18 protein-coding genes are annotated in these 19,427 nt (G+C 63.5%); 13 read left to right on the forward strand and 5 right to left on the reverse strand.

All coding sequences use genetic code 11. The features are described from left to right. Nucleotides 1-33: 33 nt before the first annotated feature. A complete protein-coding gene (locus tag ACYUCQ_RS06635; RefSeq protein ID WP_460253720.1) occupies nucleotides 34-885 on the reverse strand; it encodes a fumarylacetoacetate hydrolase family protein in 852 nt (283 codons plus the stop codon). Between the two features lie 185 nt (nucleotides 886-1,070). On the opposite strand from ACYUCQ_RS06635, the gene aptA reads away from it, so the two are divergent. From aptA to ACYUCQ_RS06655, 4 genes are read left to right on the forward strand one after another with little or no spacing between them, the layout of a single operon-like run. Next, entirely contained in the window at nucleotides 1,071-2,396 is a 1,326-nt protein-coding gene (gene aptA / locus ACYUCQ_RS06640; RefSeq protein WP_460253721.1) for an omega-aminotransferase AptA, read from the forward strand. Between the two features lie 43 nt (nucleotides 2,397-2,439). Then, nucleotides 2,440-3,870, forward strand: a complete 1,431-nt coding sequence (locus ACYUCQ_RS06645) for an NAD-dependent succinate-semialdehyde dehydrogenase (RefSeq protein ID WP_460253722.1) — start codon at nucleotides 2,440-2,442, stop codon at nucleotides 3,868-3,870. A 5-nt stretch (nucleotides 3,871-3,875) separates the two neighbouring features. After that, the gene (locus ACYUCQ_RS06650; protein ID WP_460253723.1) at nucleotides 3,876-4,604 is read left to right on the forward strand and encodes an SDR family oxidoreductase; all 729 of its coding nucleotides are present in this window, start codon (nucleotides 3,876-3,878) and stop codon (nucleotides 4,602-4,604) included. A gap of 43 nt (nucleotides 4,605-4,647) precedes the next feature. Next, on the forward strand, nucleotides 4,648-5,157 hold the full coding sequence (locus ACYUCQ_RS06655; RefSeq protein ID WP_460253724.1) for a GlcG/HbpS family heme-binding protein: 510 nt from the start codon (nucleotides 4,648-4,650) through the stop codon (nucleotides 5,155-5,157). A gap of 4 nt (nucleotides 5,158-5,161) precedes the next feature. Here ACYUCQ_RS06655 and ACYUCQ_RS06660 read toward each other — a convergent pair whose 3' ends face one another. The 3 genes from ACYUCQ_RS06660 to ACYUCQ_RS06670 form a co-directional block, all read right to left on the reverse strand. After that, complete coding sequence (locus tag ACYUCQ_RS06660; RefSeq protein ID WP_460253725.1) at nucleotides 5,162-6,676, reverse strand: S53 family peptidase; 1,515 nt, start codon at nucleotides 6,674-6,676, stop codon at nucleotides 5,162-5,164. A gap of 157 nt (nucleotides 6,677-6,833) precedes the next feature. Beyond that, the gene (locus tag ACYUCQ_RS06665; RefSeq protein WP_460253726.1) at nucleotides 6,834-7,133 is read right to left on the reverse strand and encodes a PilZ domain-containing protein; all 300 of its coding nucleotides are present in this window, start codon (nucleotides 7,131-7,133) and stop codon (nucleotides 6,834-6,836) included. Between the two features lie 375 nt (nucleotides 7,134-7,508). Further along, nucleotides 7,509-8,720 (reverse strand): glycosyltransferase, encoded by a 1,212-nt coding sequence (locus tag ACYUCQ_RS06670; protein WP_460253727.1) that lies wholly within the window; start codon nucleotides 8,718-8,720, stop codon nucleotides 7,509-7,511. Nucleotides 8,721-8,865: 145 nt separating this feature from the next. Here ACYUCQ_RS06670 and ACYUCQ_RS06675 point away from each other — a divergent pair, with 145 nt between their 5' ends. The 8 genes from ACYUCQ_RS06675 to ACYUCQ_RS06710 all read left to right on the forward strand — a co-directional run bounded on the left by ACYUCQ_RS06675 (nucleotide 8,866) and on the right by ACYUCQ_RS06710 (nucleotide 17,361). Beyond that, the gene (locus tag ACYUCQ_RS06675) at nucleotides 8,866-9,990 is read left to right on the forward strand and encodes an alpha-D-ribose 1-methylphosphonate 5-triphosphate diphosphatase (protein ID WP_460253728.1); all 1,125 of its coding nucleotides are present in this window, start codon (nucleotides 8,866-8,868) and stop codon (nucleotides 9,988-9,990) included. 79 nt (nucleotides 9,991-10,069) lie between these two features. After that, nucleotides 10,070-10,783, forward strand: coding sequence for a protocatechuate 3,4-dioxygenase subunit beta (gene pcaH, locus ACYUCQ_RS06680; protein WP_460253729.1), 714 nt, complete (start codon nucleotides 10,070-10,072; stop codon nucleotides 10,781-10,783). Then, nucleotides 10,780-11,310: a protocatechuate 3,4-dioxygenase subunit alpha gene (pcaG, locus tag ACYUCQ_RS06685; RefSeq protein ID WP_460253730.1), complete on the forward strand. Its 531-nt coding sequence runs from the start codon at nucleotides 10,780-10,782 to the stop codon at nucleotides 11,308-11,310. Before pcaH ends, pcaG begins: the two co-directional genes overlap by 4 nt. A 3-nt stretch (nucleotides 11,311-11,313) precedes the next feature. Continuing rightward, nucleotides 11,314-12,552, forward strand: a complete 1,239-nt coding sequence (pcaF, locus tag ACYUCQ_RS06690) for a 3-oxoadipyl-CoA thiolase (RefSeq protein WP_460253731.1) — start codon at nucleotides 11,314-11,316, stop codon at nucleotides 12,550-12,552. A 5-nt stretch (nucleotides 12,553-12,557) separates the two neighbouring features. Further along, nucleotides 12,558-13,733 carry a lyase family protein gene (locus tag ACYUCQ_RS06695; protein WP_460253732.1) on the forward strand — a complete coding sequence of 392 codons (1,176 nt, stop codon included), beginning with the start codon at nucleotides 12,558-12,560 and terminating at the stop codon, nucleotides 13,731-13,733. Then, the gene (locus ACYUCQ_RS06700) at nucleotides 13,712-14,452 is read left to right on the forward strand and encodes an HAD-IA family hydrolase (protein ID WP_460253733.1); all 741 of its coding nucleotides are present in this window, start codon (nucleotides 13,712-13,714) and stop codon (nucleotides 14,450-14,452) included. Before ACYUCQ_RS06695 ends, ACYUCQ_RS06700 begins: the two co-directional genes overlap by 22 nt. Before the next feature lie 129 nt (nucleotides 14,453-14,581). Then, nucleotides 14,582-15,067 (forward strand): (2Fe-2S)-binding protein, encoded by a 486-nt coding sequence (locus tag ACYUCQ_RS06705; RefSeq protein ID WP_460253734.1) that lies wholly within the window; start codon nucleotides 14,582-14,584, stop codon nucleotides 15,065-15,067. Next, a complete protein-coding gene (locus ACYUCQ_RS06710) occupies nucleotides 15,064-17,361 on the forward strand; it encodes a xanthine dehydrogenase family protein molybdopterin-binding subunit (RefSeq protein WP_460253735.1) in 2,298 nt (765 codons plus the stop codon). The genes ACYUCQ_RS06705 and ACYUCQ_RS06710 overlap by 4 nt, the downstream gene beginning before the upstream one ends. A gap of 4 nt (nucleotides 17,362-17,365) precedes the next feature. Here the strand turns inward: ACYUCQ_RS06710 and ACYUCQ_RS06715 are convergent, their stop codons facing one another. Continuing rightward, nucleotides 17,366-18,124: an SDR family NAD(P)-dependent oxidoreductase gene (locus ACYUCQ_RS06715; protein WP_460253736.1), complete on the reverse strand. Its 759-nt coding sequence runs from the start codon at nucleotides 18,122-18,124 to the stop codon at nucleotides 17,366-17,368. Between the two features lie 113 nt (nucleotides 18,125-18,237). Here ACYUCQ_RS06715 and ACYUCQ_RS06720 point away from each other — a divergent pair, with 113 nt between their 5' ends. Beyond that, nucleotides 18,238-19,362 carry a zinc-binding dehydrogenase gene (locus ACYUCQ_RS06720; protein WP_460253737.1) on the forward strand — a complete coding sequence of 375 codons (1,125 nt, stop codon included), beginning with the start codon at nucleotides 18,238-18,240 and terminating at the stop codon, nucleotides 19,360-19,362. Nucleotides 19,363-19,427 lie beyond the last annotated feature (65 nt).

Raw genomic sequence — 19,427 nt, forward strand, 5'->3', positions numbered from 1 at the left:
CCGCCACCGCGTTACCGCAGCTTCATCTCCCGGTCACGCGCTGGCCCCGATCACGCGCTGACATTGTTCACCAAGCCCGGTCACGCCAAGCCGCATCACCTGCCCGGCCCGCAAAAATATCGGCTCCGGCTTTTTGCCAAGCCCCACGCCCGGCGGCGTGCCGGTGGCAATAATGTCGCCGGGCTGCAACGCAATGAAATCACTGACATACGAGACCAGCTTGCGCACACCAAAAATCATGGTGCTTGTATTACCCGTCTGCATGCGCTGGCCATCGACATCGCACCATAAATCCAGGTTCTGCGGGTCCGGCACCTCATCGGCGGTCACCAAATACGGCCCGGTCGGCCCAAAGCTGGGGCAACCCTTACCCTTATCCCAGGTGCCGCCGCGCTTCATTTGGTAATCGCGCTCGCTGACATCATTCACCACGCAATAGCCAGCAACATGCGCCATCGCCGCAGCCTCGGTGATATACGACCCGCCGGTGCCGATCACCACGCCAAGCTCCACCTCCCAATCGGTGCTGGTCGAGCCGCGCGGGATCACCACATCATCATTCGGGCCGGCATAGGCGCTGCCCGCTTTCAGAAAAATAATCGGCTCCGCCGGGATTTTCGCGCCGGTTTCGGCGGCGTGGTCGGCATAGTTCAGGCCAATGCAAATGAAATTGACCGGGCGCGGCACCGGCGGGCCGATGCGGGTATCGGCTGGCAGTAACGGCAAGGAAAACGGATCGATCGCGGCCAACGCCGCCAGCCGCGCCGGGGCAAGCGCCTCACCATCCAGCCGCACCAAATGGGCGGAGAGATCCCGCAACCCGCCCGCGCTATCGAGCATGCCGGGCTGTTCCGCACCAGGCACACCATGCCGAAATAATTTCATCTTTGCTCCCCTGAATTCAACGCCCCGCAAGCTTAGGCCAAGCCCCGCGCCAAGGAAAGCATGCCAGCGACGCTGACCGAACCCCTGACTAGAATATTAAACGCCCTCTTGCGCGAACCGCTATCCAATATATTACTTGCCGAAACCGTGTCGAAAATATTAAACTTTTCCCGGAGGACAACATCATGAGCCAAGCAACCCCGCGTTCCAACGAACCGCTGATCCATCACTGGATGCCGTTCACCCCCAACCGGCAATTCCTGGAGGCGCCGCGCATGATCGCCCGCGCCGAGGGCGTGCATTACTGGAACAGTGCCGGTGAAAAACTGCTCGATGGTATTTCCGGCCTGTACACCACCCCCGCCGGGCATGGCCGCCGCGAAATTCGCGAGGCCGTCGCCAAGCAACTGGAAGAGCTTGATTTCGCCCCGCCATTTCAATTCGGGGTGCCTGGCTCGTTCCGGCTCGCGCATGAGCTGACCCGTATTTTACCCGCGCCGTTAAGCCGGGTATTTTTCGCGGGATCAGGTTCGGAAGCGGTGGAAACCGCGCTGAAAATCGCCATCAACTACCATCGCGCTCGTGGCCAAGGGCAGCGCCAGCGGCTGATCGGTCGCGCGCGCGGCTATCATGGGGTCAATTTCGCTGGCTGGTCGGTCGGTGGCATGGTCAAGAACCGCGAAGCCTTCGGCCTCGGCCTGCCCGGCGTTGCGCATATGCGCCATACCCACATCCCGGAAAATCGCCATATCATCGGCCAAGGCCCGCATGGCGGCCTTGATCTCGCGGATGATTTGCAACGCCTGATCGATCTGCACGGCGCGGACACGATTGCCGCCTGCATCGTCGAGCCGATCGCCGGCTCGACCGGCATTCTGGTGCCGCCGGTGGATTATTTGCAGCGCCTGCGCGCCATTTGCGACAAGCACGGCATTTTGCTGATTTTCGATGAGGTGATTTGCGGGTTCGGGCGCACCGGCCATCCGTTCGCCGCCCAAGCCTTTGGCGTGACGCCCGATATCCTCACCATGGCCAAGGCGATCACCAACGGCAATATCCCGATGGCGGCGATCGCCGTGCGCGAGGAAATCCAGCAGGCGATTTTCGATGTCGCCGGGCCGGATGCCATCGAATTTTTCCACGGCTACACCTATTCAGCGCACCCGGTGGCCTGTGCGGCGGCGTTGGCGACGCTGAAAATCTATCGCGATGAGGATTTATTCGCCCGCGCCGCCGCCCTCTCGCCGAGCTTCCTGGCCCGGATTGCGGATCTGGCATCGCTGCCCGGCGTGATCGATACGCGCGGCTACGGCCTGCTCGGCGCCGCCGATCTTGCCCCCGGCGCCAGCCCCGGCGCCCGCGGATTCGCCGTAATGCGGCGCTGTTTCGATGAGGGCTTGGTGCTGCGGGTCACCGGCGATACGGTGATTTTCTCGCCGATGTTCATCACCAGCGAAGATCAGCTCGACGCCATGTTTGCTATTCTCCGGCGCGTGCTCGCGACCATATAAGGTTTTATCCTCGATCATCTCATCACACGGAACGGAGCAAATCATGTATCAAGACGTCATGCTGCATATCGGCGGCAGTTGGGTGGCTGCGCAATCAGGCCGCACCATCGACATTATCAATCCGGCGACCGAAGAAAAAATTGGCGCGCTCGCCCACGCAGAGCGCGCCGATCTGGACGCCGCCATCAACGCTGCCGAAGCCGGTTTCGCGGTGTGGCGTAAAACCAGCCCGCAGGCCCGCGCCAAAATCATGCGCAAAGCCGCCGGCCTGATCCGCGAGCGGGCCGACGCGATTGCCCGGATCATGACCGTGGAACAAGGCAAAACCCTGCCCGAAGCCAAGGGCGAGACCATGCTGGCCGCCGACGTCATCGAATGGTTCGCCGAAGAAGCCCCGCGCACCTATGGAAGGGTGATCCCGGCGCGCGCGGATGGCATTTATCAACTCGTGGTCAAAGAACCGCTGGGCATTGTCGCCGCCTTCACGCCCTGGAATTTCCCGATCAACCAGGCGGTGCGCAAAGTCTCTGCCGGTCTCGCTGCCGGCTGTGCGGTGATTTTGAAAGGCCCGGAAGAAACACCCGGTTCCTGTGCAGAATTGGTGCGCGCCTTCGCCGATGCCGGGCTGCCGCCGGGTGTGCTGAACCTGGTGTTCGGTGTGCCGTCGGAAATCTCGGAATATCTGATCCCGCACCGCGCCGTGCGCAAAATCTCGTTCACCGGCTCCACCGCCGTGGGCAAGCATCTGGCCGCCCTCGCGGGCAAACATATGAAGCGCGCCACCATGGAGCTTGGCGGCCACGCCCCAGCCATCGTGTTCGAGGATGCGGATTTGGATGCTGCCGCCAAAATCCTCGCGGCCAACAAATTCCGCAACGCCGGACAGGTTTGCGTGGCACCCACGCGGTTCCTGGTGCAAGATTCGGTCTATGACGGCTTCATGGAACGCTTCCTCGGCGCGGTCGCCAAAATCAAGGTGGGGGACGGTTTGGACCCCAGCTCAACCATGGGCCCGCTCGCCAATGAACGCCGCATCCCCGCTATCGAAGGCTTGATCGCCGACGCCCAGAAGCATGGCGGCAAAATCGCCGCCGGCGGCGCGCGCATTGGCAATAAGGGCTATTTCTTCCAGCCAACGGTGATGACCGACGTGCCGACCAGCGCACGCGCGATGAATGAAGAGCCGTTCGGCCCGCTCGCCCTGGTCAACCGGTTCTCGACCTTCGATGAAGCCATCGCCGAAGCTAACCGGCTGGATTACGGGCTGGCTTCCTATGCCTATACGCGCTCGACCAAAACCGTCACCGCACTCGGCCACCGGATTGAAAGCGGCATGATTTCAATCAACCATCACGGCATCGCCCTGCCGGAAACGCCATTCGGCGGCATGAAGGATAGCGGGATTGGCTGGGAAGGCGGCGCCGAAGCCATCGACGCCTATTTGACGACCAAATTCGTCACCCAGGCGTCGTAGGCCGCATGACCGGATTGCTCGCGGGCAAGACGGCGCTGATTACCGGCGGCGGCGGTGGCATCGGGCTTGGGATCGCCCGTGCCTTCGCCGCCGAAGGCTCTAGCGTGCTGATTTGCGGTCGCGATGGCGCAAAACTTGCCAAAGCGGCGTGCCAAATCGGCCCCAACGGGCACGCCTTCACCGCCGACATCACCCGCGAAGCCGACCGCGCCGCCCTGTTCGCCGAAGCGGCGCGGCTATTCGCGGATCGATTAGATATTCTGGTCAATAATGCTGGCCGGGCCACCGCCAAGCGCACCGAAGACCTCGATGTGGAGGATTTTGCGGCGGTGATGGACGTCAATGTCACCGCGTCCTTCGCCTGCGCGCAACGCGCCTTTCGGATCATGAAAGCCCAAAAATCCGGGCGGATCATTAATATCGGCTCGGTTTCCGCCCGCGTGCCCCGGCGCAACGCCGTGCCCTACACCACCTCGAAATTCGCCCTTGAGGGCATGACCCGCGCCATGGCGCTCGATGGCCGCGCCCACGGCATCGCCGTGTCGATCCTACATCCAGGCAATACCGAGAGCGAAATCTGGCCAGACGCCGAGGCGGTGCGCGCCGCTGAGGGGCTGATGCCAGCCGCCGAGGTCGCCCGTGCGGCGGTGCTGATGGCGAGCCTACCGGACGGGATCAACATGCTGGAAGCCATCATGCTGCCCCTCGCCATGCCGCTGCTCGGGCGCGGATGATGCGCCGCGCGGGGCAATCCACCAGAAAATGCGGAGCAAAACCATGAAAATCCACCGGATTGGCATCGTATCGCTGGCGCTCTTGCCCGCCTTGCCTGCCTTGGTCGGCAGCGCCGCCGCCCACAAGCCACCCAGCCTGACCATCGCCCGGCTGACCATGGGCACCGCCCTCATCATGGCGCAAGCCGCGATCAAGGATTGCCGCCAGCGCGGCTATGAGGTGGCGGCCAGCGTGGTGGATCGCGATGGTGTGCCGCAAGTCTCGCTGCGCGACAGCCTCGCCTCACCGCTGGCGCTGCGGCTGAGCATCGACAAGGCATATACCAGCGCGATGTTCAACAAGGCCGGAACCGTGCTTGAGCAAACCCATCGCTACGCCTCGCTCGCCACCACTGGCGGGCATTTGGTGTTTGCCGGCGGCGGCGTGCCGATTGAGGTGGGTGGCGTGTTCTATGGTGCCATCGGCGTCGCGGGCACGCCTTCAGGCCATACGGACGAGGCTTGCGCGAAAGCGGGCCTTGCTGCCGCGCGCGATCGGCTAGAGTTCCAGTAACAGATCAAGCCGCGACGAGGGCCGCAAACAGCGCCGCTCCGCGCATCACGCCCAGCCCGGTGCAGGCGTTCCAGCCCGGGCCAGCATTATAGCCCAGCGTGGTGCCGGCGGGCACATTGTTGCCCGTGGTGATCTCGCGCAAGGCCGCCTGATGCGCATAGAGCGCTGGATTCGCCTGACCAAGCCTCTTGCCGCGCGCCTGATTGACCAGCGCAAAAAACCCCGCCCACAGCGGCGCAACCGCACTGGTGCCGCCCACCGCAAAGCTCTGGCCATCCACCGTCACCTGATATCCCGTCGCCGGATCGGCATCGCCCGCTACGTCCGGCACACCCCGCCCGGCTTGGCCGGTGCTTACATTGCGCGGCAGCGTCACCGCACTCTGATAGGCGGGGACCGGGAATAAGGTGGAAATACCCCCACCGGTGCCACTGCTGCCGCTATTCCAGACTGCCTCAGCGGTAATCGCACCGCCGCTCACCGTCAGGCTGGTCCCACCACACGCCACCACAAACGGGCTGGAAGCCGGAAAATCGACATGCACTGCGCCATCATTCACCCCATCGGTCGCAAGATTATCGCCCGCCGCCACCGTCACCGTCAGCCCCGCAGCAGCAGCATCCTGCAAGGCGGTATTGAGGGTGGTGCGCGCCTGGGTGGAATAATTTTCCTCGGGCGACCCCCAACTGATCGACATCACCGAGGGGCGATTAGTGGCATCGGTCGCCGCGAAACTGATCGCATCGGCAAACCCCGCATCGGTATTGGGCGTGAAATACACTGCGAGCTTGGCACCCGGCGCAATCGCCCCGGCAACCTGGATATCAAGTCCCACCTCGCCATCCGCCCCATTCGGCGTGCTCGGCGCGTTGGCGGCCCCATCGACACTGACCGCGATCACGCTCGGCGGTGCCAGGCCCATCGCGCCGAACGCGGCGGTAATGTCGCTCTGATGAAATCCACCGCCCAGCTCGATAATCGCGATACATTCGCCAGCCCCGGTCGGGTTGGTGGGAATGCCATAAAACGCGCCGATCTGGCGCGGCAAATAGGCCGCAACACTCTGCCCTGGGGCAAGGCGCTGCAAACGGGACGAGGCGACGGGCCGCGTATCCAGCCCTAGCACCGATTCAACAATCGGCGCGATGCTCTCATGCAGGTGCAAAGCACCAATATAGGCTCGGAACCGGCCTTCTGCGCCCTCATACCAATGCAAATCGGCACCGAATTCCGTGCGCATCAAAGCGGCGCTGCCGCTGAGCCGGATCAGCCGGCGCCGGGCATCCGCTTCAATCACCGTCAACCCGTGCTGGGCGGCGAACGCAGCAATCGCGGCCACATCCGGCGCGTGTGCGGCTTCGCGCGCGGTCAGCACATCTGGCTCCGCCGCATGCTCGCGGGGCTTGACGTAGAGGCTCAGCGTCACCGGCTCTTGATCATCCAGCCGATTTAAGCGCCGCGCATTATGGGGGGCGTGGTGATGGCTGGCCGCGAAACGATGATAATGATCCTGCGACATGACTTGCTCCTGCAAGCCTCAATGGTGGCGCAAATCGCTCCCGCAGCGCAAGTGCGCGCCGATCACACCCAACAAAAAACTAACGCGAATCGACTAACAATTTGGGCACTAACCAAAATTAATCAAAATCAGTCTCAAGACCAAACAGCGCTGCGACTCAGATGAACCCGCGATCGAATTCCAGACCCACCTCGGCGCAAGACGCCCAAACAAGCCGCGCCAACCGCCGCGTGCCGTTGGAAAACTCAACTGTCAATTGGTTCGGCAGAACATGGGTTGATCCCAACTGCACGCGCAGCCCGTTTTGCGAACGATCAACAATCACACAGTCAAAAATCGATTTACTGAAACCACCAAAAATCAACTTGGCCGAATCGAGCACCCGTTGACGCTCTTGCTTACGGCGCTCGCTACGATTTTTCTGTGCCTCATCAAGAAGACTTGCGTTAGACGCCAATATTATACCCATAACCCACCTGCCATTACATGAATGAAAATTAAGCGAATCGACTCGACAACTAAGTCCTTTGGGTATCAAAACCCCCACGGAAAGTCTACACTTCTGCGTTGCATCTTTCTAAATTTTTCTTAAAGATTTGCGTGTCAAGCCCATCACCCGACCCTAGTCGAGTCGAATTAGTATTAACGATTGGTAAGCTAGGGCGCGACTATAGAATGGATCTCATTGAAATCGTGAGAATCGACGCCAAAGCCTGCAACAAATCGAATCGATTCGGCTCACCGAAAAAATGGAATTCAACATTTTTTTGGTATCATTCCCAAATAAAATATTCCCACCACCTCTGATCGGCCTAACGCTTAAGTCAACAACTTAAGCGTCAAAATAAAGAATTTTCGCCAATTTGGTGGGGATTTCAAACAAGGCATGGTTTTGTAAACGTCGTGCGTGAATCCGAAACCTTTCCAAACGCCGCCCTTCAAACAAACGCGTCACCGCCGCCGGGCAATCGCGAAAGCTTTTCACCACCAGACCCACACGATGGGTCGCGACCCAATCGGCATTATAGGTCTCTTGCGGCATTGTCCGGCGATTGCGCTCAATAATCACCGGCAATCCGCAATGCAGCGCCTCGCTGATACTGCCCGGCCCCGGCTTGCCAATAAAAAAATCGGCCAGCCGCATGTAATGCGGCACCTGATCGGTAAAACCAATCGCGCAGCAGCGATCAATACCAGCAAGCTGCGCCACAAGCCGTTGATTATGCCCACACATCACAATCGACTGCACCGGAAACGGCACCTGCGCCAGCTTGCGCACAATCAAGCGGGCGGCCTTGGACCCATTGCCGCCAAACATCACCAACGCGGTCGGCATCGTCGGGTCCAACCCCAGCTTCACGCGCTCAGCCCGCCGGTCCTGTGGCGCCGGCGCGTAAAAGCCGGGCTTGAGCACCATGCCGGACACCTGCATGATCCGCTCCGGCGGGTACTTCATCGCCCGCGCCTGCTCAACCGCGCGCTCGCTCCCGCAAATGATGAACTGATCCTGTGGCTCCTGCCAAAAATGCGGCGGGCGATCCGCCAGATCAGTCATGATGGTGACATAGGGGGTGGTGGGATGGGCGCGCCGCAGCGAGCGAAACAGCACCGCGTTGAAGTTGGGGATCAATGACACCACCAAATCAACATCCTGGCTTTGCCAATACGCATCAAGCACCGCCTCCAGCCGGGGCGCTTGCAGGCGAATCCCGGCCTGCAAACCGCGCAGCATCGGCAGCGACCCGTAAGTCCAGCCACGCTTCAGCAACCCGTTATAAACATCCTCGGAGGAAATGCGCCGCTTGGTGATCCGCGCCACCGGATCAACCGGCTCCAACAGCGTTTGCAAATTAACCAGATCGACCTGCCAGTGCGGATAGCGCTCGCCAATCACCGCCCGCAACGCCATCGCCGCATTGCGATGGCCGCCGCCCGCATCGAAATACACAAAATGCACCCGCACCGGCCGTGCTGCGATCAGCGCACCCATCGCCCGGCCCATATCCCGCTCGGACAGTGCCGACGGCAGCGATTCGCCCATCATGGCTGTTCCATCATTGCCGGAGCGATAAAGCACGGCGCGGCGCGGACCGGCATGATTTTTTCATGACAATTCAGGCACCAGCCTTCGAGCGCCGAGCCAGAGCGCAGCCTCGCTCGCCCTTCGAAATTGCGCTATCAGCGCCCGCATGATGATCCTCACCAACGCGCAGATCGTGCTCCCCGACCATATCATCGCCGGACATCTCACGGTTGAGGATGGGTTGATCGCCACCATCGAACCCGGCCATGGCGGTGCTGGGATCGATTGCGAGGGGGATTTTCTGATCCCCGGCATTATCGATCTGCACACCGACAATCTCGAACGCCAGGTGCTGCCGCGCAGCAATGCGCGCTGGCCCTCCCGCTCGGCGCTGCTCGCGCATGACGCCCAATGCGCCGTGGCCGGCGTGACCACCGTGTTCGATGCCCTGTGCCTCGGCGATATCGGGTTTGAAAAAGAGCGCCTGCAAACATTCCTCGATGGCCAGCGCGACCTCGCCGCCCTAACCGGCACCCATCTGCTCAAGGCCGACCATTTTCTGCATTTGCGCTGCGAATTGCCCTCGCCAATGATGCTGGACCTGCTTGACGCCGCGATCACCGACAAGCTGGTCCGGCTGATCAGCCTAATGGATCACAGCCCCGGCGTCGGCCAATATGCCGATATCGAAAAATACCGGCAGATGCGTGCCAGCGAAGGCCATCACCCGGATGCCATCACCGCGATGATCGAACAGCTCCAGCAAAGCCGCGCCCGCTGGACCCTGCCCAATCGCGCAGCGGTGCTGAACCGGGCCAGGGATCATGGCATTCCCGTCGCCTCGCATGATGATCGCACACTCGCCGAGGTGATCGATAATCATCGTGATGGCATCGCCATCGCGGAATTCCCGGTGACCGAGGAGGCCGCCGCGTGCGCACGCACGCACGGCATCGCCACCATCGGCGGTGCGCCCAACATCGTGCGCGGCGGGTCGCACTCCGGCAATGTCGCGGTGCTCGATTTGGTGCGCGCCGGCCTGATCGACGCGCTCGCCTCCGATTACGTGCCCGCCTCCATGATCGAAGCGGCCTTTGCCTGCGTCACCCAAGGCATACTCGCGCTGCCCGCCGCCATCGCCCTGATCAGCGCCGGGCCCGCCGCCATGGTCGGGCTTGCGGATCGCGGACGGCTGGCACCCGGTTTGCGGGCGGATCTGGTGCAGGTGCGCCTGCATCACGACATGCCGGTGATCCGCGCCGTCTGGCGCGCCGGCACCCGTGTTGCTTGAAGCCCCGGCGCACTGCTATCCCAGCGCATAACGACAAGCACGCCGAGGAAGCCCCATGTGCCCCAACGCCACCACACCCATGCCCACACCAATGCCCATCGCGTTCGATCCGCTGGCACCCGACACCCAACCGCCGCATTTTGACCCTTCCTATCGCAGCACAATCCTGCGCAGCCCGCGCCACGCGCCGATCACCATTCCCCACACGCTCACCGAAACCACCGGCCCGGATTTCGCGCCGGAGCGGTTCGCGCCGGTCATCGACATGACCCAGCATCACGGCGGCGCCGCCCTGGGCGAGCGCATCATCGTCACCGGCCAGGTGCGCGATGAAGCCGGACGACCCGTGCCCCACACCATGATCGAAATCTGGCAGGCCAATGCCGCCGGGCGCTACAACCACGCCCATGACCAGCATGACGCCCCGCTCGACCCGCATTTCCACGGCAATGGCCGGGTATTTACCGATCAGGACGGCAGCTATCGCTTCATCACCATCAAGCCCGGGGCCTATCCCTGGGGCAATCACGCCAATGCCTGGCGGCCCAACCATATCCATTTCTCGCTGTTCGGTGCTGGCTTTGCCGCCCGGCTGATCACCCAGATGTATTTCCCCGGCGATCCGCTGCTGGCCCTCGACCCGATTTTTCTCGCCACCCCCGATCCAGCCGCACGAGCGCGCCTGATTGCCGCGTTCGATCTCGCGGTCACCGAACCGCACCACGCACTCGGCTACCGGTTCGACATCACGCTCCGTGGCCACGCCGCCACCCCGATGGAGGATAGCGCGTGATCCCGACCGCAAGCCAAACGATCGGCCCCTATTGGCACCTGATCGATGATCCAAGCTGGTCCGACCTGACCCGCTTTGGCGCCCAGGGCGACATTATCACCCTCTCAGGCCGGCTGACCGATGGCAACGACGCGCCGGTGAGCGATGCCGCCATCGAATTATTCCAAGCCGCCCCCGCGCGGTCCGCCATTTTCCCCGGCTTTGGGCGCGCCGCGTGCGATGCGGCGGGCCAGTTCCGGTTCGTGACCCTGAAACCAAGTCCGCTGCCCGGTCCAGCCGGTGCGCGCGGCAACACGCCGCAAGCCCCGCATTGCGGCCTCGCCATCCTCGCGCGCGGGCTGCTCAAGCCGCTCTTCACCCGGCTCTATTTCGCAGGCGAACCGCTGAATGCGACCGACCCGATCCTAGCGCTGATTGAGCCGCCCTCCCGGCGCGCAACCTTGATCGCCCAAGCCATCGGCCCCGGCCATTACCATCTCGATATCGCCCTGCAAGGCGCCGCCGAAACCGTCTTTCTGGAGTTCTGACCCATGCGCGAGGCTTTCATTTGCGATTATATCCGCACACCGTTCGGCCGGTATGGCGGCGCTTTGGCCAGTGTGCGCGCCGATGATCTGGCCGCCATCCCGCTGCGAGCCTTGCAGGCGCGCAATCCCAAGCTCGATCCCTCGGCCATTGACGAGGTCTTGCTCGGCTGCGCCAACCAGGCCGGCGAGGATAACCGCAATGTCGCGCGTATGGCGGTGCTGCTCGCGGGCTTGCCCGAGCAAATTCCCGGCGCCACGATCAATCGGCTGTGCGGCTCGGGCCTGGATGCCGTCGGCACCGCCGCCCGCGCGATTCGCACCGGCGAAGCCTCACTGATCCTGGCAGGCGGTGTGGAGAGCATGACCCGTGCGCCGTTCGTGATGGCCAAGGCGCAGGAGGCATTCAGCCGCAGCAACGAGGTGTATGACACCACGATTGGCTGGCGCTTCATCAACCCGTTGCTGCGCGCGCACTATGGCGTCGATTCGATGCCGGAGACCGGCGAAAATGTGGCCGCCGAATTCGCAGTCAGCCGCGCCGACCAGGATTTATTCGCCTATCGCAGCCAAATGAAATGCGCGGCAGCCCAGCAAGCCGGGTTTTTCGCGGGCGAAATCACCCCGGTCACGATTGCCGGGCGCAAGGGCGATATCATCGTCAACAGCGATGAACATCCAAGGGCGGACACCACGCTGGAGGGGCTTGGCAAACTCAAAACCCCGTTCCGCACCCCCAACTCAGGCCCAGGCTCCGGCACTGGCTCAAGCACGGGCACCGTCACCGCCGGCAATGCCTCTGGCGTCAATGATGGGGCCGCCGCCCTGCTGATCGCCTCAGCCGAAGCCGCGCAGGCCCATGGCCTGACCCCGCGCGCCCGGATCATCGGCATGGCAACAGCGGGCGTCGCCCCGCGGATCATGGGCATCGGCCCCGCACCCGCCACGGAAAAACTGCTCGCGCGCACCGGCCTGTCGCTCCGCGAGATCGACGTGATCGAGCTGAACGAGGCGTTCGCGAGCCAAGCCCTCGCCGTCACCCGCCGCCTCGGCCTCGCCGATGATGATCACCGGGTCAACTCGCATGGCGGGGCAATTGCGCTGGGCCACCCGCTCGGTGCCTCCGGCGCGCGGCTGGCCGGCACCGCCCTGCGCGCCCTGGAAGCCCATGGCGGCAAACGCGCCTTGGCCACCATGTGCATTGGCGTCGGTCAAGGCATTGCCCTCCTGCTCGAACGGGTCTGACCGCGATGCTGCCGCTGCCCAACCAGATGGCAGCCACCAAGACGATGCGCGCCATTTTCGAGGCGCAGGGCGGCGCGCAGGCCCTGCTCGATGTGGAGGCCGGGCTGGCGCGCGCCAACGCCGCCCTCGGCCTGATCAGCCAAGCCGCCGCCAACGCAATTTGCGCCGCCTGCGATGCCAGCGCGCTCGATTGCGAAACCCTCGCCGCCCAAGGCGCTCATGCCGGCACCATCGTTATCCCGCTGGTCGCCTGGCTGCGAGCGCGGGTGCCCGATCACGCGCCGGCCGTCCATCGCGCAGGCACCTCACAAGACATTATCGATACCGCGTTGGTCCTCCAGCTTCGCCACGGTTTGTCGCTCCTGGAGGCGGATGCGGCGGTCATGGGGGCGGCGCTGGTGGCGCTGGCCCGCCGTTACGCCACCACGCCGATCCTGGCGCGCACCCTGCTGCAACCCGCCTTACCCAGCACCATGGGGTTAAAAGCCGCCTCCTGGCTCGCCCTGATCACCGATATGCGCGCCTCGCTGTGCCAAGCCGCCGCCGACGCGCTGACGCTGCAATGCGGCGGTGCGGCAGGCACGCGGGACGGGTTGGGCGCTGACGCCCCCCGCTTCATCGCCGCCTTCGCCGCCGCCCTGTCCCTGCCACCGGGCGGCCTGCCCTGGCACACACGCCGCGCCCCGCTGGCGCGTCTGGGCTGCGCGCTCGCCGCCGGGCTGGGCAGCCTCGGCAAAATCGCGACCGATATTTCGCTCCTGATGCAGCCGGAAATTGCCGAACTCGCCGAACCGAGCGCGCCGGGGCGCGGCGGTTCCTCGGCCATGGCGCATAAGCATAATCCGACCTTGTCGATCATCGTGCGGGCCGCCGCCCTGCGCGCCCCGCATCTCGCCGCGACCCTGCTCAGCGCGATCCCGCAGGAGCATGAGCGCGCTGCCGGTGCCTGGCAGGGCGAACAGGCCGTGTGGCCGGAGCTGATGCTCACCGCCAGCGGCGCGTTTGCCGCCCTCCGTGAAGCGATCACCGGCCTCACCCTCGATCCGGCAGCGATGACCCGCCATCTCGCTTTGACCCCCGCCACCGCGCCCTCGCCCGCCATTCCGGCGATGATCGATTTTGCTTGCGCGCAGCATGAGGCCATGGAAAACCAACCAGCATGGATGATCTCCAAGCCCTGATTTTCGATGTCGATGGCACCTTGGCCGAAACCGAGGAGCTGCACCGGCTTTGCTTCAATGCCGCCTTTGCCGAAGCCGGGCTTGATTGGTCCTGGTCGCAGCCGCTCTATCGCGACCTGCTCGGTGTGACCGGCGGCAAAGAGCGCATTGCCTATTTCATCGAGCGATTCGGGGGCCGCCCAGCCCTCCCCGCCGCGCAAATCGCCGCCCTGCATGCCGCCAAAACCGCCCTCTACACCAGCCGCATGGCCGAAGGTGCCATCGCCCCGCGCCCTGGCATTCTGCGCCTGATCGCCCAAGCGCGCGCCGCCGGGCTGGCTTGCGCGATTGCCACCACCACCAGCCGTCCGAATGTCGATGCGTTGCTCGCCGCCTTCGCCCCCGACGCGCTGAGCTGGTTCGATGCCATCGCGGCAGGCGATCAAGTCGCTGCGAAAAAACCCGCCCCGGATGTGTATCATTTGGCGCTCGACCAGCTTGGTCTGCCCGCCGCCGCCTGCCTCGCCATTGAAGATTCCCGCAACGGCCTCGAATCCGCCCGCGCCGCCGGCCTCGCCTGCATCATCACCCGCAGCCCCTATACCGATGGTCAAAATTTTGCCCCGGCCCTGCACGTGGTCGATCATCTCGGCGATCCGGATCATCCCTGCCCGGACATTGCGGGCGGCATGGTCACCCTGCCGCTCCTGCGCGATTGGCACCGCCGCGCCCGCCGCTGATCAGCGCCCCGGTGATTGTCAAGCGGGTGATTGTCACGCGGGTGATTGTCACGCGGTCGGTCGCCATCGCTTGCTTTCGCGCCACCCAACCCAATCTCTTCCTGCAAACATCCATTGAAAGCGCTGCGGATGACCAAGCCGATCATACTCACCATCAACGGCCAAACCCACCCAATCGAGGCTGACCCGACGTCGCCGCTGCTCTATGCCTTGCGCGATAATCTCGGCCTGCACGGGCCGAAATTCGGCTGCGGCCTCTCAGAATGCGGGGCCTGCACGGTGCTGATTGATGGCGTGGCGGTGCATGCCTGCGTCACCCCGCTCACCGCCGCCATCGGCCATCAGGTCACCACCCTCGAAGGGCTCAGCGTCGGCGGCAAGCCAAACGCACTGCAACAGGCATTTATCGATGAGCAAGCCGCGCAATGCGGCTATTGCCTCAATGGCATGATCATGACCGCCCAAGCGTTGATCACCCGCAACCCGCACGCCACGCGCGATGAGATCAAGGCCGCCTTGCAAGGCAATTTATGCCGCTGCGGCACCCATCTGCGGATTCTGCGCGCCGTTGAGCGGATCACCCAACCTCAAATCCCAACAGGCGCCACGCCATGAGCGCGGGTGCAAAATTGCGGCTGAGCCGCCGTGACATGCTCGGCTTTGCCACCGGCATGGTGGTGAGTTTCCCGCTGCTGGCGCGCAGCGACATGACCAAGAGCGCCAGCCGCGTCGCCACCGCAGCGCCACCGCCCAACGCCGCCAAGCTCTATGCCTGGCTCGCCCTGCATCCGGATAACACCGCAACCTTGTTCACCGGCAAGGTAGATGTCGGCACCGGCGCGCAAACCGCCCTCGCACAAATCGCCGCCGAGGAGCTTGATTTCCCGATTGACCGGCTGAGCGTGGTGATGGGCACGACCGCCGAAACCGTCGATCAAGGGCCAACCTATGGCTCGCTGACCATTCGCTATGCCGGCCCGCAAATCCGCGCCGCCGCCGCCGCCGGGCGTGCCGCGCTGATGGAGCGCGCCGCCGCGCATTTCGCCACCCATCCCGACCTGATCGAGGCGCGGGATGGTTTTTTCACGGTCCAAGGCGCGCCGCATCGCCGCATCGCCTATGGCACGCTCGTCGCCGGCCAGCGTCTTGATGTCACCATCGGCGCCACGGGGCGGGGCTTTGCCATGCAAGTCGCCCCACACGCCAAGCTGAAAAACCCAAAACACTATCGCGTGGTTGGTCAATCGATCCCGCGCAAGGACATTCCCGCCAAGGTCACCGGCGCGTTCACCTATGTGCAGGATGTCAAACTGCCCGGCATGCTGCATGGCCGCGTGGTGCGGCCCTATGGCGTGCATTCCCGATTGATCAGCGTCGATGACGGCGCGGTCAAGCAGGTTCCAGGCTTCGTGCAACTGGTCCGCCGCGATAATTTCCTCGGCGTGGTGTGCGAAACCGAATGGGGCGCGATTACCGCCGCCAAAATTCTAGGCTCAGTGCTCCACCCGAAAAATCCGCAGGCCTACGCTGCCAAATGGTCAAATTGGCAAGGTCTGCCCGCCATGGCGGCGCTGGAAACCGCCGTGCGCGAAGCCCCCGGCCAAGAGGCGGTGGTGTTAGAGCGCGGCGGGGTGGATCAAGCCATGGCGGGCGCGCCGCGCGTGCTGAAAGCAAGCTTCCAAAGCCCGTTCCAAATGCACGGCTCGATCGGCCCCTCCTGCGCCATTGCCGATGTCACCCGCGAGCGCGCGATTTTTTGGTCCGGCACCCAAATGCCGCATCAAGACCGTCACGATATCGCCAAACTGCTCGAGATGAACCCCGACCAACTCGAAATTCGCTGGTTCGAAGCCGCCGGTGCCTATGGCCGCAACGGGCTTGATCATGCGGTGGCGGATGCGGCGATCCTGTCGCAAGCCGTGGGCAAGCCGGTGCGCGTGCAATGGATGCGCTGGGATGAGCATGGCTGGGAGCCGAAAGGCCCACCCATCGTGCAGGATCTGGAAGCCGCCATCGATGCGGGCGGCAAGGTCACCGCCTGGAAACATCATATGTGGGTGCCGACACTGGGCGATACCACGCTGATCGCCTGCGCCCTGATCGGCCATCCCAACCGCGTCGGCGCCATCGGTCATGGCTCACCAGCGGTCACCTACGCCTATGATTTTCCCAATGCCCGGATCACCGGCCATGATGAAGGCAAGGTCGCGCTGCGCACCGCCTGGCTGCGCTCACCAGCACAATTCGAGACCACCTTCGCCATGGAAGCCTTTATCGACGAGCTGGCCGCCGCCACCCAAACCGACCCGCTGCAATTCCGGCTCGATCATCTGAAAGACCCGCGTGCCATCGCGGTGCTGCGCGCCGCCGCCGCGCATTATGGCTGGCAGCCCCGCCCCGCGCACGGCAAAAAGCCGCAAGACGGCAAGCCCGCCCAAGGGCGCGGCATCGCCTGGGTCAATCGCGATGACACCCGCGTTGCGACCATCGCCGATGTGGTGGTCGATCCCGCCACCGGGCGCATCCACGTGACCCGCGTGGTGGTGGCGCAAGATTGCGGCCTGGTGATCAATCCAGATGGGGTTCGCAATCAGGTCGAAGGCAATGTCATTCAATCGCTCAGCCGCACCTTGCATGAGGAAGTGACGTTCGATCATGCGAATGTCACCAGCCGGGATTGGGTCGGCTACCCGATCCTGCGCTTTGATCAAGTGCCCGACAGTATCGAGGTCGTTCTCGTCAATAACGACCCGAACTATCCCAGCCACGGCGCAGGCGAACCCGCCACCTGCCCGACAGCCGCGGCCATTGCGAGCGCGGTGTTCGATGCCACCGGCGCGCGGCTGCGCCAATTACCCTTCCGCCCGGCGCGGGTGAAGGCGGCCCTCACCTCGGTTGCGACCCTATAGCCCGCTACCACGGCTCGGCGAACGGGCGGATTTCCTGCTCGAACGTCCACGCATCGATCGGCTGACAATGCAGCGCCCAATACGCGTCCGCGACGGCTTGCGGACGCATCAACTGCCTCGGCTCAATCGCCGCCACCGCCGCCTCACCGCCGCGCGCACGCATCCGCTCGCGCACCCAGGCCGTATCCACGCCAGCATCAATCACCAAATGCGCCACATGAAGCCCGTGCGGCCCCAATTCGCGCGCCGCTGACTGTGCGACAGCGCGAAGCCCAAATTTGGCGCTGGCAAAAGCCGCATAACCCACCCCACCGCGCAACGAAGCCGTCGCACCCGTGAAAAAAATCGAACCTCGGCCCCGAGGCAGCATGTGCCGCGCCGCCTCGCGTCCGGCCAAAAATCCGGCAAAGCAGGCCATTTCCCACACTTTGCGAAACACTCGCGCCGTGGTGTCAACCAACGGGAAATTGACATTGGCGCCGACATTGAAAATGCACAATTCCAACGGTGCCATCGCCTCGGCCTCCGCTAGAAACGCCACCATCTGCGCCTCATCGCGTGCATCGAGCGCCCGCGCCTCAACCCGCCCGCCAGCTTCTGCAATTTCTTGCTGCAAGGGCCGTAATTTCTCGCCGTCGCGCCGTCCGATGAACACAATATAGCCCTCTGCCGCGAACCGCTTGGCGATGGCTGCGCCAATGAAATCCCCAGCCCCAATCACCGCGACCGTCGCCGCCCGATCACGCTTTGCCCGCTCGCTCATTATTGCTCTCTCCTCAGGCAGTGATTAACTGATGACCAAATTGCACCAAACAACCTGCCTGTCATCGCGATCAAGCGCCAGCCCATTCAAATCCAGCCACGCCAGGAGCCATCATGACCCATACGCTGCCCGAGACCGGCCTGCAGATTTTCTCAACCGTCACCGAGGCCGGACGGATCGAATTGTCGATCCGCCCCGTGCCGGTACCGCAACCCGCCGATGACGAGGTGATCATTCGGGTGGAAGCTACCCCGATCAACCCGTCCGATCTCGGCCTGCTACTCAGCGTCGCCGATATCACCCAACTCACCACCGAAGGCGGCATCACCTCGGCCCCCATCCCGCCGCATCTGCAACGCTTGGTCGCCGCACGGCGCGGCACGGCACTGCCGATTGGCAATGAAGGGGCCGGCACAGTGGTTGCCGCCGGCACCAGCGCCGCCGCCCAAGCCTTGCTCGGCAAAATTGTCAGCCTCGCGGGCGGGCAGATGTATGCGCAATATCGGCGCGCCAAAGCGCAAGATTGCCTAGAGCTTCCCGCCGGCGTCAGCGCCGAAGCGGGCGCGTCGAGCTTCGTCAATCCAATGACCGCTTTGGGCATGATCGGCACTATGCGCAAGCAAGGCTTCACCGGCTTGGTGCACACCGCCGCCGCCTCCAATCTGGGCCAAATGCTGGTGAAATTGACCCAGGCCGAAGGTATTCCGCTGGTCAATATTGTGCGCAGCGACGCCCAAGCCGCCTTGCTGCGCGGCATCGGCGCCACCCATGTCATCGATTCAACCGCCGAGAACTTCCCCGCCGCCCTCGCCCAGGCGATTGAGCAAACCGGCGCCTACCTCGCTTTCGATGCCATTGGCGGCGGGCGTTTGGCTCAGCACATCCTGCAAGCCATGGAAACCGCCGCCGGGCGCGGCAAACCCTATAACGTCTATGGCACCACCCAGAACAAGCAGGTCTATATCTATGGCAGCCTGAACACCGGCCCCACGGAAATAGCCCGCAGTTTCGGCTTTTCCTGGAATGTCGGCGGCTGGCTGCTGACCCCCTATTTGCAAGCGGCAGGCGGTGCGGAAATCGCGCGCATGCGCCAATTCATCCGCGATCATCTTCACGATATTTTTGCCAGCCACTACACCGCGCATATCGCGCTGCATGACGTGCTCAACCCCGCGATCATCGCGAAATTCGCCCAGCGCGCCACCGGAGCGAAATACCTGATCAACCCAACCCGGTGAGCGCATCAGCCTCAAGCTTGACCTTCCTATGATGGCAATCCCTACATAGGACGCACCGGAGCGAA

It is taken from the genome of Acidiphilium sp. MT5, from assembly GCF_054767495.1.

What these genes read in the sequence shown, in the direction of transcription:
- ACYUCQ_RS06635 (WP_460253720.1), bottom strand. Translation starts at nt 885, where the DNA reads ATGAAATTATTTCGGCATGGTGTGCCTGGTGCGGAACAGCCCGGCATG.
- aptA (WP_460253721.1), top strand. Translation starts at nt 1,071, where the DNA reads ATGAGCCAAGCAACCCCGCGTTCCAACGAACCGCTGATCCATCACTGG.
- ACYUCQ_RS06645 (WP_460253722.1), top strand. Translation starts at nt 2,440, where the DNA reads ATGTATCAAGACGTCATGCTGCATATCGGCGGCAGTTGGGTGGCTGCG.
- ACYUCQ_RS06650 (WP_460253723.1), top strand. Translation starts at nt 3,876, where the DNA reads ATGACCGGATTGCTCGCGGGCAAGACGGCGCTGATTACCGGCGGCGGC.
- ACYUCQ_RS06655 (WP_460253724.1), top strand. Translation starts at nt 4,648, where the DNA reads ATGAAAATCCACCGGATTGGCATCGTATCGCTGGCGCTCTTGCCCGCC.
- ACYUCQ_RS06660 (WP_460253725.1), bottom strand. Translation starts at nt 6,676, where the DNA reads ATGTCGCAGGATCATTATCATCGTTTCGCGGCCAGCCATCACCACGCC.
- ACYUCQ_RS06670 (WP_460253727.1), bottom strand. Translation starts at nt 8,720, where the DNA reads ATGATGGGCGAATCGCTGCCGTCGGCACTGTCCGAGCGGGATATGGGC.
- ACYUCQ_RS06675 (WP_460253728.1), top strand. Translation starts at nt 8,866, where the DNA reads ATGATGATCCTCACCAACGCGCAGATCGTGCTCCCCGACCATATCATC.
- pcaH (WP_460253729.1), top strand. Translation starts at nt 10,070, where the DNA reads ATGCCCACACCAATGCCCATCGCGTTCGATCCGCTGGCACCCGACACC.
- pcaF (WP_460253731.1), top strand. Translation starts at nt 11,314, where the DNA reads ATGCGCGAGGCTTTCATTTGCGATTATATCCGCACACCGTTCGGCCGG.
- ACYUCQ_RS06695 (WP_460253732.1), top strand. Translation starts at nt 12,558, where the DNA reads ATGCTGCCGCTGCCCAACCAGATGGCAGCCACCAAGACGATGCGCGCC.
- ACYUCQ_RS06700 (WP_460253733.1), top strand. Translation starts at nt 13,712, where the DNA reads ATGGATGATCTCCAAGCCCTGATTTTCGATGTCGATGGCACCTTGGCC.
- ACYUCQ_RS06705 (WP_460253734.1), top strand. Translation starts at nt 14,582, where the DNA reads ATGACCAAGCCGATCATACTCACCATCAACGGCCAAACCCACCCAATC.
- ACYUCQ_RS06710 (WP_460253735.1), top strand. Translation starts at nt 15,064, where the DNA reads ATGAGCGCGGGTGCAAAATTGCGGCTGAGCCGCCGTGACATGCTCGGC.
- ACYUCQ_RS06715 (WP_460253736.1), bottom strand. Translation starts at nt 18,124, where the DNA reads ATGAGCGAGCGGGCAAAGCGTGATCGGGCGGCGACGGTCGCGGTGATT.
- ACYUCQ_RS06720 (WP_460253737.1), top strand. Translation starts at nt 18,238, where the DNA reads ATGACCCATACGCTGCCCGAGACCGGCCTGCAGATTTTCTCAACCGTC.